The sequence below is a fragment of the Vreelandella lutescens genome (assembly GCF_014640815.1).
Taxonomy (GTDB): domain Bacteria; phylum Pseudomonadota; class Gammaproteobacteria; order Pseudomonadales; family Halomonadaceae; genus Vreelandella; species Vreelandella lutescens.
In genome coordinates this window covers 133751-146794 of record NZ_BMHM01000001.1, presented here as the reverse complement: position 1 = coordinate 146794, position 13044 = coordinate 133751, and the positions used below count along the sequence as shown (strand labels likewise).

Annotated in this window: 14 protein-coding genes; 6 read left to right on the top strand and 8 right to left on the bottom strand. The window is 59.4% G+C overall.

Annotation, left to right across the window (positions count from 1 at the left end):
• Positions 1–21: 21 nt before the first annotated feature.
• Genes IEW65_RS00720 through IEW65_RS00710 form a run of 3 tightly spaced genes read right to left on the bottom strand, consistent with a single transcriptional unit; the run spans position 22 to position 1867 of the window.
• On the bottom strand, positions 22–240 hold the full coding sequence (locus IEW65_RS00720) for a DUF1653 domain-containing protein (protein WP_188637605.1): 219 nt from the start codon (positions 238–240) through the stop codon (positions 22–24).
• On the bottom strand, positions 237–1085 hold the full coding sequence (tcdA, locus tag IEW65_RS00715; RefSeq protein ID WP_188637604.1) for a tRNA cyclic N6-threonylcarbamoyladenosine(37) synthase TcdA: 849 nt from the start codon (positions 1083–1085) through the stop codon (positions 237–239). Before tcdA ends, IEW65_RS00720 begins: the two co-directional genes overlap by 4 nt.
• A gap of 8 nt (positions 1086–1093) precedes the next feature.
• Positions 1094–1867 (bottom strand): pseudouridine synthase, encoded by a 774-nt coding sequence (locus IEW65_RS00710; protein ID WP_188637603.1) that lies wholly within the window; start codon positions 1865–1867, stop codon positions 1094–1096.
• Positions 1868–2074: 207 nt separating this feature from the next.
• Between IEW65_RS00710 and IEW65_RS00705 the strand changes: the two genes are divergently transcribed.
• The 6 genes from IEW65_RS00705 to IEW65_RS00680 all read left to right on the top strand — a co-directional run bounded on the left by IEW65_RS00705 (position 2075) and on the right by IEW65_RS00680 (position 9105).
• Positions 2075–3610, top strand: coding sequence for an ABC transporter substrate-binding protein (locus IEW65_RS00705; protein WP_188637602.1), 1536 nt, complete (start codon positions 2075–2077; stop codon positions 3608–3610).
• Positions 3607–4566: an ABC transporter permease gene (locus IEW65_RS00700; protein WP_308421438.1), complete on the top strand. Its 960-nt coding sequence runs from the start codon at positions 3607–3609 to the stop codon at positions 4564–4566. Before IEW65_RS00705 ends, IEW65_RS00700 begins: the two co-directional genes overlap by 4 nt.
• Positions 4563–5417 carry an ABC transporter permease gene (locus IEW65_RS00695; RefSeq protein WP_229755442.1) on the top strand — a complete coding sequence of 285 codons (855 nt, stop codon included), beginning with the start codon at positions 4563–4565 and terminating at the stop codon, positions 5415–5417. Before IEW65_RS00700 ends, IEW65_RS00695 begins: the two co-directional genes overlap by 4 nt.
• The gene (locus IEW65_RS00690) at positions 5414–6829 is read left to right on the top strand and encodes an ABC transporter ATP-binding protein (RefSeq protein WP_188637601.1); all 1416 of its coding nucleotides are present in this window, start codon (positions 5414–5416) and stop codon (positions 6827–6829) included. The genes IEW65_RS00695 and IEW65_RS00690 overlap by 4 nt, the downstream gene beginning before the upstream one ends.
• A gap of 70 nt (positions 6830–6899) precedes the next feature.
• Entirely contained in the window at positions 6900–7433 is a 534-nt protein-coding gene (gene sodC / locus IEW65_RS00685) for a superoxide dismutase family protein (protein WP_188637600.1), read from the top strand.
• 202 nt (positions 7434–7635) lie between these two features.
• Positions 7636–9105: a carbon starvation CstA family protein gene (locus IEW65_RS00680; RefSeq protein WP_188637599.1), complete on the top strand. Its 1470-nt coding sequence runs from the start codon at positions 7636–7638 to the stop codon at positions 9103–9105.
• 105 nt (positions 9106–9210) lie between these two features.
• Here IEW65_RS00680 and bfr read toward each other — a convergent pair whose 3' ends face one another.
• From bfr to lptF, 5 genes are all read right to left on the bottom strand, one after another.
• Complete coding sequence (bfr, locus tag IEW65_RS00675; RefSeq protein WP_188637598.1) at positions 9211–9696, bottom strand: bacterioferritin; 486 nt, start codon at positions 9694–9696, stop codon at positions 9211–9213.
• A 248-nt stretch (positions 9697–9944) separates the two neighbouring features.
• A complete protein-coding gene (locus tag IEW65_RS00670; RefSeq protein ID WP_188637597.1) occupies positions 9945–10151 on the bottom strand; it encodes a (2Fe-2S)-binding protein in 207 nt (68 codons plus the stop codon).
• Positions 10152–10309: 158 nt separating this feature from the next.
• Complete coding sequence (locus tag IEW65_RS00665; protein WP_229755441.1) at positions 10310–10786, bottom strand: RDD family protein; 477 nt, start codon at positions 10784–10786, stop codon at positions 10310–10312.
• A 35-nt stretch (positions 10787–10821) separates the two neighbouring features.
• Positions 10822–11892, bottom strand: coding sequence for an LPS export ABC transporter permease LptG (gene lptG, locus IEW65_RS00660; protein WP_422822589.1), 1071 nt, complete (start codon positions 11890–11892; stop codon positions 10822–10824).
• Positions 11892–12971 carry an LPS export ABC transporter permease LptF gene (lptF, locus tag IEW65_RS00655; RefSeq protein ID WP_188637596.1) on the bottom strand — a complete coding sequence of 360 codons (1080 nt, stop codon included), beginning with the start codon at positions 12969–12971 and terminating at the stop codon, positions 11892–11894. The genes lptG and lptF overlap by 1 nt, the downstream gene beginning before the upstream one ends.
• Between the last annotated feature and the right edge of the window lie 73 nt (positions 12972–13044).

Here is a 13044-nt window from a genome sequence, read left to right as displayed (position 1 = left end):
CGCTGGCCGGGTGGTGTGTCCTTAAAACGCCTTCTCCAACGCAAAGCGCGGCTGAGTGTTCCCCTCTTTCGTCACGCTCTCCGTGAACATCGCTAGCGGGCGCACCCAGAGGCCGTAGTCGCCGTAGAGCGCGCGGTAGACCACCAGCGGCTCTTCGCTTTCGCTGTGCTGGGCGGTGCCCACCACTTCGTACAGGCTGCCTTTGTAGTGGCGGTAAATACCGGGAACGGGAGTGGTCATTCGTTTTCCTCTTGAATGGCTTGAGTGGCGGCGGGCTGATTCGCTTTCTTGGCGAGGCGCTCCAGCACTTTGGAGGCGGCCACGAAGCCAAAAGTGCCGGTGAGAAATGTCGCCGCGCCAAAGCCGGAAGCGCAGTCGAGCCGTGTAGCCTCGTTGCTGCCGGGCTTTTGCAGGCACACTTCGCCGTCAGCACTGGGGTAGACCAGCTGCTCGTCGGAGTAGACGCACTCCACCGAGAAGCGCCGCTTGGGGTTGCGGGAGAAGCCGTAGTCCCGGCGCAGCCGCGAGCGCACTTTGGAGAGCAGCGGATCGTGCTCGGTGCGGGTTAAATCCGCCACTTGAATGCGCGTGGGGTCGGTTTGCCCGCCCGCCGCGCCGGTGACGGTAATCGGGATTTTGCGCCGCTTGCACCAGGCAATTAGCGCGGCCTTGGCAATTACGCTATCAATGGCATCCACCACGTGGTCGGCATCCTCAGGAATGCGGTCAGCCAGGTTGGTGGGCGTGACGAAGGCGGTATCCGCGACAATCTCGATCTCGGGGGCAATCAGGCGGCAGCGCTCGGCCAGCACGTCTACTTTGGGCTGGCCAATCGTGCCATCCAGCGCATGGAGCTGGCGGTTGACGTTAGAGACACACACGTCATCCAGATCAATCAGCGTGAGTTTGCCGATGCCCGAGCGGGCGAGCGCCTCGACCGTCCAGCTGCCCACACCTCCGACCCCGACCACCACCACGTGGGCACGGCGAAATGCCTGCGCCGCACGCTGGCCGTAAAGGCGCCGAATACCGCCAAAGCGGAAGTCATAATCGCTAGAAGCAGTCGTGGATTCATTCAATGACATGGGCAGGCTCACAGTGCTTGCAGGGCAGAAGGCGTGGCAATGGGCGGCGTTCGCACGCTATCTAGGGGTAGATGCCCCTGCCAGCCAAACTGCTCGAACAGATTTTTCATCGTCTCATCCACGGCGCAGCTGAGCTGAATACGCTTATCCAGCAGCGGGTGATCAAACGCTAAATAGGTCGCGGCAAGCAGCAGCCGCGGGGCGGCCAGCTGCTCGGCAAAAAAGCGGTTGTGGACACTTTTTCCGTGCTTGGCGTCGCCAATGATCGGGTAGCCACGGCGGGATAAGTGGCGGCGAATTTGGTGCCGTCGCCCGGTCAGCGGCCGTGCTTCCACCAGCGAGTAGCGCGCGACGGGATAGCGGTCTACCTGTACCGGCAGCTCTACGCTATCCAAGCGGCGAATATCGGTCATCGCGGGCATGGCGGGCATTTCCGCCTTGGGGCGCGTGCCGTCCTCCTCCCGTAACGGGTAATCCAACCGCTCCTGCTCCGGTGCTTTGCCGCGCACCACCGCTAGGTAGCGCTTCTCTACCTGGCGTTCGCTAAAGCTCTCGCTCAGCAGGGCGGCGGCCTCGGAGGAGAGGCCAAACACGATCACGCCGGAGGTAGGCCGGTCCAGCCGGTGCACCGGGTAGACCCGTTTGCCGAGCTGGTCGCGCAGGCGCTGAAGCAGGAACTCGGTTTCCCCACGCGCCAGCGCTGAGCGGTGCACTAACAGGCCGGACGGCTTATGCACCGCTACAAGATGCTCATCCTGATAAAGGATGTTAAGTGGCTGCATGGAACTCCTTGATACATAGGCAGAGCATTTGGACATGAAACAGAAACATGAAACAGGGGCATAAAACAGAGATGTGGAATCGCGGGCTATTGTCGCGACTTGGCGCGCTAATGTCATCCACTGGGTAAATGAGAATGACATTCACAAACCTACCCAAGACAATCGTTATGTTATAAGATAACTTTTTAAATCCATCAGGAGTTCCTTATGAAGCGCGCCTTCGCTGCGGGGGTTACCCTACTGCTTGCCTTGCCGACCGCCTCTACGCTTTGGGCGGCTGATCAACGGCTGGATATCGTCGCCCCTTGGGAAATCAAGAGCGCCGACCCGGCCACCTCCGGCTACGTATTTGGCCGTATGCGCGTAGCGGAAACCTTGGTGGACACCGATGCCGAAGGCCAGCTCGCCCCTGGGCTTGCCACTGAGTGGCAGGTCTCCGACGACGGTTTGACGTGGCGTTTTACCCTTCGCGAAGGCGCAACGTTCCATGACGGCAGCGCGGTTACGGCTAACGCCGTGCTGACAAGCCTGGAAGCCGCGCTGGCCAAGCCCGGCATTCTCGACAGCGCGCCCATTCGCCAGATGAGCGCGGATGGACGTGACGTGGTGATCGCGCTTGATAGCCCCTTCTCACCGCTGCCTGCGCTGCTGGCCCACTCAACGGCGCTGATTCTCGCGGAAGCTGCGTTCGATGCGCAGGGCGATGTCGTCGCGATGATCGGCAGCGGCCCTTACCAAGTCGAGGAGCTAAGCCCGCCCCAGCGCCTGACCGTGACGCGGTTTGATAACTACTGGGGCGGCGCGCCCGCCATTGCCAGCGCCAGCTATCTCGCCGTGAGCCGTGGTGAAACCCGCGCGTTAATGGCGGAGAGCGGCGATGCGGATATCGTGTTTACCCTCGACCCCGCCAGCCAAGCGCGGCTCTCCCGCAATGCCCGCCTAACGCTGCATAGCGAACCGCTGCCGCGCACGATCATGCTGAAGCTCAACGCAGGGCACGCGTTACTGGACGATGCCCGCGCCCGCCAAGCGCTGAGCATGGCGATTGACCGGCAAGGCATTGCCGCCGGCCTGCTTCGCACGCCAGAGGCTGCCGCGGCTGAACTCTTTCCAGCAAGCCTAGGGCCTTGGCACCTGGGCCTGGAGGCCACCGCTGCCCAAGATATAGAGGGCGCCAAAGCGCTGCTGGCGGAACTCGGTTGGCAGACGGGCAGCAACGGTATGCTGGAGCGCGATGGCGAGCCTTTCGCCCTGACCCTGCGCACCTACGCCGACCGCCCCGAGCTTCCGTTGGTGGCCACGGCTCTGCAAAGCCAGTGGCAGGAAATTGGTGTGGCGTTGGAAGTCGCTGTAACCAACGCCAGCGAGATCCCCTCTGGCCACCACGACGACAGCCTGGAAGTGGGTCTATCGGGCCGCAACTATGGCTTAGTGCCGAACCCGCTGGGCTCGCTGCTGGACGATATTGGCAGCGACCCAGACGCCATGGGCAGCGACTGGGGCACCATGAACTGGCGCGATGAGGATGTTGCTCAGTGGCTCGATACCCTTCGCCAAGCCACCGATGAGCAGGCCCTTACAGATCTCGCGCCGCTCGTGGCCGAACGCCTGCATCAAGAAATGCCGCTCATTCCCATCGCCTGGTATCAGCAAACGGCAGCGGTGAACCAGCAGTTGGAGGGCTTCTCTATCGACCCGCTGGAGCGCAGCTACCGCATTGACCAACTGGAGTGGGCAGAGTGATCTCACGCGCAAACCAAGGGCTTAGCCACCTGCTGCTGTCGCGGCTTTTTCAGGCGGGGTTAGTGGCGTGGCTGGTCGGCACGCTGACCTTCGTTCTCACCCGCACCCTGCCGGGGGATATGGCCTACCGCATTGCGGCCGGGCGCTATGGTCACGACATGGTCGACGGAGCGGCGGCGGAAGCCGTGCGAGCAGAGCTGGCGCTCGACCAGCCGGGGCTGAGCGCGTATGTAGGCTGGCTGTGGGACTTGCTGCAGCTGGATTTAGGCCGCTCGTTGGTGAGCGGCCGCCCGGTGATCCAGGAGCTTTCCCACCAGCTAGGCCACTCGCTCAGCCTGGCCGTGATCGCGGTGCTGCTCTCGCTGCTGATTGGGCCACCGCTGGGCCTGGCCGCAGGGCGTAAACCCGGTGGCGTGCTGGATCGCGTGAGTGAAGTAGCCGCCAGCGTGCTGCGCGCCCTGCCCGCTTTTGCTGTGGGGCTGTTACTGATCATGCTGTTTGCGGTCACGCTGGGCTGGCTACCCGCCGCAGGCCATGGCGGCACCGCGCACACCGTGCTTCCTGCGCTGACGCTGGCGCTAGGTTTAGCCGCCGTCTCCAGCCGCGTGGCGCGTAACGCCATGGCAGAAGTGTCCCACTCCGCCTACTACGCCTTTTCTCACACCAAAGGCCTCAGCGCACGGCAAAGCTTTTGGCGCCACGGCCTGCGCAACGCCTCGGTGCCCGTAGTGGCGTACCTGGGCGTGCAGTTCGTTTACCTGATTGAAGGCGTGGTGGTGGTGGAAACCCTGTTTGCCTGGCCGGGTATCGGCCACGCCCTGGTTCACGCCATTGTGGCTCGGGATGTGCCGATGATTCAAGGCACCGCGCTGGTGATGGGGCTGCTGTTCGTGCTGCTCAATACAGCGGTGGATATTACCTGCTACCTACTCGACCCACGGAGACGCCGCGCATGATGCCTGCTTTCTCATCATCTTCCACGGCGTCGCGTAAGGCGTCATCACCCTTGCGCCGTTACTTCACTTCACTCACGGTTCGTCAGCGGTGGGGCGCGGGCTTACTCCTGCTGCTACTGGCTTTTGCCTGGCTCGTGCCCTGGTTAAGCGATGCCGACCCTGCCCGTCAGCAGCTCACGCGCATATTGCAGGCACCTTCGCTGGCCGAGCCTTTCGGCACCGACCACCTGGGCCGCAGCATGCTGGCACGCTTGGCGTCAGCCATTCAGCTTTCGCTGGGCATGGCGCTACTGAGCGTCGCCACCGCTGCCATTCCTGGCGTTTTGCTGGGTGTCATGGCCGGTTGGCGAGGCGGCTGGTGTGACCGTGTGCTGGGTAGCATCGCGGATGCCTGTCTCGCCCTGCCTGGCCTGCTGTTAGTACTTCTGCTGGTGGCCATTGCGCCCGGCAATTTCTGGGCGCTTTATGTGGGCATTTCGCTGGTGCTGTGGATCGAGTATTTCCGCGTGGTGCGTGCCCGCACCCAGGCGCTGGTGACCTCGCCACAAATCGAAGCTAGCCGCCTGCTCGGCTTTGGCCCGGTGATGCTGTTTCGCCGCCATCTGTGGCCGGAGCTGGCCCCCCAAGTGTTTACCTTGGCAGCCTTTGGCGCAGCCAGCGCCATTCTTGCTATGGCGGCGCTTGGCTTTGTGAGTGTTGGGCTGCGCCCACCCACCGCCGAGCTTGGCCTGATGATGATCGAACTGCTGCCCTACTACCACGAAGCCCCCTGGGCCATGGCACAGCCGATTATCGTTCTGTTCGTGGTGGTACTGAGCTTAAACCTACTGGCTGGGAAGGACCCGCGATGACATCGATGACCTTAACCACCACGCTGCTGCAGGCGAGTGATTTAGCAATCAGTGGGGACGGCGTCACCATTGCCCCTATCAGCTTTACCTTGGAAGCCGGTCAGCGCCTAACGCTGCTAGGCGAAACCGGCTCCGGTAAGAGCCTAATTGCTCAAGCCATTATGGGCACCCTGCCTGCTGGGCTTAGCGCCCAAGGCGCGCTGGAAATCGCCGGAAAGCGCTTTGCGGCAGCAGAACCCGCTACCCGCCATTCCCTATGGGGACGAACCCTGGCACTGCTGCCTCAAGAGCCCTGGCATGCGCTCGACCCCACCATGCGCGCACAGGCGCAAGTCGCGGAAACGCACCGTTTTGTAGCGGGCAAAACAGCGCCAGCCGCCAACGAGGCCGCCAGCGCAGAGTTGAGCCGCTTGGGCTTAGCCCAGGCGCTTAACAAGCTGCCGGGGGAGCTTTCCGGCGGCATGGCCCAGCGGGTGGCGTTTGCCGCTGCCAGTGCGGCAGGTGCGCCCATCGTGATTGCCGATGAGCCCACGAAGGGGCTGGATGCCCCGCGCCGGGATGAAGTGGTCGAACTGCTTGCCCACACGCCCAACCGAGGCGGTGCACTGCTGACGATTACCCACGATATCGAGGTCGCCAGGCGGTTAGGGGGCGAAGTCATCATCCTGCGTCAGGGCCAGGTCGTTGAACGTGGCCCGGCGAACGTGCTGCTCAACCATCCAGAAACGGCGTATGCCCAGCGCTTATTAGGGGCGGAGCCTAGCCGCTGGCCGGACCCGCCCTCTTTCACGGGCAGCGCCCAGGCACCGGTGATCAGTGCGGATGCGCTGCGCATAGAGCGTGGCGGGCGCGAGCTGTTTCGCGATCTTTCCGTCAGCGTGCGCCCCGGCGAAATCGTCGGTGTTGTCGGCCCCTCCGGCTGTGGCAAAAGCACGCTGGGCGATATTCTACTCGGCGTGACACGACCCAATGCTGGCCGCGTTGACATCTCCCGCGAGATGCCGAGGCTTGGCCGCCAAAAGCTCTACCAAGACCCGCCCGCCGCCTTTTCACCCCACTGGAGCCTGACCCAACTGCTGGAGGATTTGCAGCGCCGCCACCGCTTCGAGCAGCGCGCGATTGCCCCCTTGATGCAGCGTTTGGGCCTCAACGAGCCTCTGTTGAGCCGCCGACCGGGTGAGATCTCAGGTGGCGAGCTGCAGCGTTTTGCCATTCTGCGCGTACTGCTGCTCAAGCCGCGCTTTCTATTTGCCGATGAGCCTACCTCGCGGCTCGACCCTGTCACCCAGCAGCAGACGCTCAGCCTGCTAGTGGAACTGGCCCGCGAGCAGGCCTGTGCGGTGATGCTCGTCAGCCACGACCCAGCACTGGTTGAGAAAGTGTGCGACCAAACGCTCACGTTGGCGGGTTAAGCGGTGGGCAGCTACCCTGTAATAGCGCCCCTTTTTAGGGCTTCCATGGATAAGGAAAGGAGCAACCAAGATGCGCTATTCATTACCCCTTACCGGTATTGCCGCGAGCATGCTGCTGGCCACGGCGGTTCACGCTAACGAGTCGCTGGATGTCGAGATGCATAAGGTCAGTGCCGACGGTGTGGAAGAATCCATCGGCACGGTGGCCATTGAGCATACCGAGCATGGTGTTCTACTGACTCCATCGCTGACCGGTTTAGAGCCTGGTGTTTACGGCTTTCACGTCCACCAAAATAGCAGCTGCGAGCCCGCTGAGAACGACAGCGGTGAGATGACCGCCGCGCTGTCAGCAGGCGGCCACTACGACCCTGAAGAAACCGGCACCCACCAAGGCCCCTACGGTGAAGGCCACTTGGGTGACCTGCCCGTCATGACCGTGAATGACGATGGCGAAGCCAACCTGCCGGTGCTGGCCCCGCGCCTCAGCATGGAAGACATGCCTGGGCGCAGCCTAATGATTCACGCTGGGGGCGATACTTACGCGGATGAGCCACACCTGGGTGGCGGCGGTGCTCGCATGGCCTGCGGCGTCGTGTCTTCTTAACTCTCTATTTATGCCGTTTTTAGCGTTGGGCAGCCTCAGGGCTGCCCATTTTTTTGCTGACGGATCAGCGACTAACGTCGCAGGCCACTAAAGTCGTAAAGCACTTAGTGGCCCGTCTCTGTACATTCACCCCGGCTAAATAAGCGTGGCTCGCGGCACAGCGGCCCGCATTACACCCTCCCTGACCAGTTGAGTGCCTTACATGATTACGTTCATCCTCTCGATAGTGCTATTAGTCGTGGGTTACTTTACCTACGGCAAGTTTGTCGAGCGCGTATTTGTCGCCGATCGCAAGCGTCAAACACCGGCGTTCAGTATGCGCGACGACATCGACTACGTGCCGATGAATTCCACGCGCAACTCGCTTATTCAGCTGCTTAACATTGCCGGTGTGGGGCCGATTTTTGGCCCTATCCTGGGTGCGTTATATGGCCCGGTGGCGTTTGTTTGGATCGTGATTGGCTGTATTTTCGCTGGCGCGGTTCACGACTACTTAACCGGCATGATCTCTATCCGTAACCACGGTGCCCACCTGCCCCAGTTAGCGGGTAAATTCCTGGGCAAAACAATGAAGCACGTGGTGAATGGCTTTGCGATTTTGCTGCTGCTGTTAGTCGGTACGGTGTTCGTCACTTCACCGGCAGCACTGCTGGCCAACATGACTTCGCTTTCGCTAACGCTGATCATCCTGGCGATTTTTGCCTACTACCTGATCGCCACGCTGCTGCCCATCGATAAAGTGATTGGGCGTATTTACCCCTACTTTGGTGCGCTGCTGCTGTTTAGCGCCGCTGGCATCGGTATCGGTTTAATCGTCACAGGCGCGCCTATTCCCGAGCTGTCGTTCCAGAACATGCACCCGGATAACGCCCCGATCTTCCCGCTGCTGTTCTTAACCATCTCCTGCGGCGCGCTTTCTGGCTTCCACGCCACCCAAACACCGATTATTTCGCGTACCACTGAAAACGAGACCAACGGACGCAAAATCTTCTACGGTATGATGATTGCCGAAGGCGTGATTGCCATGATTTGGGCAGCCGCCGCCATGAGCCTCTTCTACGGTGACCAGTCGCTTTCTGATGTGCTGGCAGCGGGTGGCCCGGCCGCCGTGGTCAGCGAAGTGTCTACCACCATGCTAGGCGCTGTGGGCGGTACGTTGGCCGTACTGGGCGTGATTGTGCTGCCCATCACCTCGGGTGATACGGCGTTCCGCAGTGCACGTATGATCATTGCCGACTATTTGAAGGTAGGGCAGAAGCCCATCGTTAAGCGCATTCTGATTGCACTGCCGCTGTTTGTGGCGTCCTACGCGCTAACGCATATGGACTTCACGCTGCTATGGCGCTACTTCTCCTGGGCCAACCAAACTACCGCCGTGATCGCGCTCTGGACCGGCACCATGTATCTGGTGCTATCGCGTAAGCCTTACTTGATCACTTCGATTCCTGCGGTGTTTATGACCATGGCGACCTTTACCTACCTCGCCTACGCACCGATTGGCTTTAACCTGCCGCTGCAAACCAGCTACATCGTCGCAGCACTCGGCACGCTGATCTGTATTGCGCTCTTTATGAAGCGCGTACGCCGCCTCAGCCGCACGACCTTTAGCGTAGACGAGCCAGTACCTAGCGCGCTGGATCAAGACGCCACGCTGGCGACCAGCAGCCGGTAAATGCTAATAAAACCCTCGCTTTAAAACGCAAAACGGGCAGCCCCTAGGGGTTGCCCGTTTTCATTGGCAGGTGCCTTAATCGGCGGCTGCCTAGCAGACAGCGCTTTACCCTTCGTCAGTGGCCAGCGCCATGTGCGTTTGCAGATAGTTCTGGATACCCACTTGCTCGATCAGTTTGAGCTGCGTTTCGATATGATCAATGTGGCCTTCCTCATCCGCCAGCAGGTCACGCAGCAGATCGCGCGTCACGTAATCCTTGACGCTCTCACAGTAGGTGATGGCTTCGATGTAGTCGTTGCGGCCGTCGTGCTCAATCTTAAGATCGCACTCCAGCATCTCTTTAACGTTTTCGCCGATGTGGAGCTTGCCGAGATCTTGCAGGTTCGGAATACCTTCCAGGAACAGAATACGCTCAATCAACTTATCAGCGTGCTGCATTTCCTCGATGGACTCGTCGTATTCCCACTTCGCTAATGTTTTCAGACCCCAATCTTTGTACATTTTGGAGTGTAGAAAATACTGGTTAATCGCTACCAGCTCGTTACCCAGCGCAATATTCAGATGCTGAAGTACCTTCGGATCGCCTTTCATGCCGTCACCTTTTTTGCGTACCGCTTTTGAATACAGTAATTGCGTGCCGTCTTAACCATACCTTGCACAGAACGTTTTTTCATTAGTGTTCTACAAAGCGCTGTTATGGAAAGCACCATCACGTTAATCAAGGAGTATAGGTCATAAAAAGACTAACTCCCAACGATGTTGAGAGTATCAGCCAGAGAGATTAAAACTCAAGTAAATCAATTATTTGCTAACGATAAGCCTAACAAGAGTGATTCGCGTCATACGGCGTAAGCGAGACTCATATCAGACTCTACACGAGCGGCCTGAACGGCCTCGCGGGTGAGCGATTTGGCAAAGCAGGCGCACTTACCGCATTGGGTAGCGCAGCCGGTGGCTTCGCGGACTTCTCGCCAGCTGCGCGCTCCGTCGCTAACCTGCTGGCGAATCTGATGATCGGTTACTCCCTTGCACACACATACGTACATGGCGACACCTCATAAAAATCATGAGGTGAATGTAAATGATTCGCATACATCTTTTCAAGTAGAAAACGTTGTTCTTTAGTATCGATTCGCCTTAAGGCAACTACAGTGTGCGCTAACCGGTTGGTTGGGCGGCTATTTTCGTATTACCCGCTAAAAAATTATTTTTTCGGCAATACCACGGTTTCAGTTTTAGAGGCGATATCAGGCCAGCTTCTGCGTCGCCCGTCAAAGAGTACCCACCAATAGCCGATACCGAATGCCGCCAGGGAGAGCCACGCGGTCGCGCAGCGAATCAGGCTCTGCTGTAGCGTAATCGCATGACCATCCAGTGTTTGCACACGCAAACGCCACGCCTGCATGCCGAGCGTCATGCCCCCACGACGCCAGGAATACACGAAGAACAGCGTAACGAAAAACAGCAGCATTACCCGCAGGCTCCAGATATCAAAGGCAGTGGTACCAATCTCTTCCGCTGTTTGGCCAAACACAAAGCGGAACAACGCCAGGTGCACCACCGTCACGGCAATCCAGATCGCCGTGACTAAGAAACCGTCATACAACATGGCACCTAATCGGCGAGCCAGCCCTGCAGGACAAACGTCGTCTAACTGGGTAAAGCGTCGCGTGTTCGTCACTACTTCTTTCCTCTTTATTAACCCCTGCGCCGTCACTAGCCATTACGACGCAGGAAGTAAATCCCTACTGCCGCGCAGGCAAGGGTTGGCACTAAGACAGCCCACACGGGTGAAAAACCAAAAATGGTAGAGGCAGGCGCTAGCAAATCCTGAACGTACTTAAAGACCAAGCCGGTCACCACGCCATAAAACACCCGCGTTCCCGCCGCCACCGAACGCAGCGGGCCAAACACAAACGAGGCGGCAATCAGCACCAGCGACCCCATGGTGAGTGGCATCAGTACTTTCTGCCAGAAGTAGAGCAGCGGCTGGTCTGCCTGCAGGTTTTGGCTTTGTAGAAAGTTGGCATAGGCCCACAGCTCGCTAGGCGCTTGGCTTTCAATATCGCGCAGTAGCCGCTCTAGTTGGGTCGGCGTGAGCGCTGTTTCCCAAGCCGCACCTTGCTGGTAGTCCGACTCGGTACGATCATCAAAGATGCGCGTGGTGGTCACGCCCTCCAGCAGCCAAGCGCCCTCTTCCCAATGGGCACGGTTGGCATGGGTGGCTTCGATTAAACGGCGCTCATCGAAACGATAGCGGGTTAAATCCAGCACGACGTTATCTGCCCGAATGGCACCAAAACGATAGACGCTGTCGCCTTCAAACTGCCAGCCGCTGCGCGTGGTGAGCATGGCTCCCTCGCCTTGGCGCTGCTCTAAGCGCCAGGCTTCGGCGTACTGTTCGGTCCGTGGGCTGACGAATTCTGCCACCAGCAGCACTACCACCACGACCAGCAGTACGGGCTTCATTACGCCCCACACAATCCGCGCCAGCGAACGGCCAGCGGCCCGCATTACCGTTAGCTCATTGCTAGACGCCATGCTACCCAGGCCAATCAGCGCGCCAATCAGCACGGCCACCGGCGCATACTGATAAAAGCGCCAGGGGAGTCGCATCCCGAGGTAGATCAGCACGTCGAGTGCGCTATAGTCGCCTTGGGTGTCACCTAAATCACCGATATAAGCAATGGTGATATCCAGCCCCAGCAGTACAAACTGCACCACTACAATCGCTGCGAGTACGTTACGAGCAATATAGCGATCCATTTGATCCATTCTGATCAGCATTAGCGCATTCCCTTACGTTGCGAGTGCCACAGCAGCAGCAATCCAAGCCCTAAGAACAAGCCATGCACGGGCCACACGCCCAATCCTACGGCAAGCGCGCCGCTGCCAATCGCATCCACCGCGGCGAGCAGCAGGCTTAAATAGGCGACATAAAGAAATACCGCCGGAAGCAGCTTGGCAAAACGTCCTTGTCGCGGGTTCACCCGCGACAGTGGCTGCGCCAAGAGTGCAAGGACGAACACCATGAGAGGTAGTCCTGCCCGCCACTGAAACTGCGCCTGCGCGCGCGGGTCGGGGTTTTGCCACAGATCCGCGGTGGTCGCGTACTCCAGCGAATTCAGCTCCTGACGATCCCGGCTAAGCCCCAGTCGCAGCGTATAGCGCTCAAACGTTAAACGCTCAGCATCTTGCCGCCCGGGCGTCACGCCGTAGCGCTCACCATTTTCCAACACCAAGAAGCGGCTACCGGTATCCACCCGCGTCTCTTGGTACCCAGACCCCGCCCGCGTGATATAGCTATGGGTCTTTTCCGCCCCGGCCATGGGCTGCTCGTGCACCAGCACTTCCTGCATTTCCGTGCCGTCGCTGCTGAAATCGGTAATGTAGGCCGTGCGCCCACCGCCAAAATCCTGGAAACGTCCAGGAGCGAGCACCGAGACATCTAAACGGCTTCGCTGCTCTTCGAGCACGGCTTCGGTTTGCAGCGCTCCTGCCGGGGTCAACCACAGACTACACAGGCCCACCAGCACCGCCACCACAGAAGCAGGCAGTAGCGTCACGCGAAAAAGACGCGTCGGGCTCATGCCGCAGGCCACCATCACGGTGATTTCACTGTTCATATAGAGCTGCCCATAGGCCAGCAGGATGCCGAGAAAAAACGACAGCGGCAGAATCAGCTCCATAAAACCGGGCAGGTGAAACACCATCAGGCTGCCTAAAATCGTGACCGGAAAGTCACCCTCAGCGGCATCTGAGAAGTAGCGGATAAAACGGCTGCCCATGATGACTAGCAGCAGAATGCCCGCCACGGCAGACATCGTCAGTAACACTTCGCGAGTTAAGTACCGAAATAAAATCAACGCACTCTCCGACTAGTGGTGCAGGTTGCCATGCAATGCGCCCATGGCTTGGGTACACTAATCAAACTGGTAG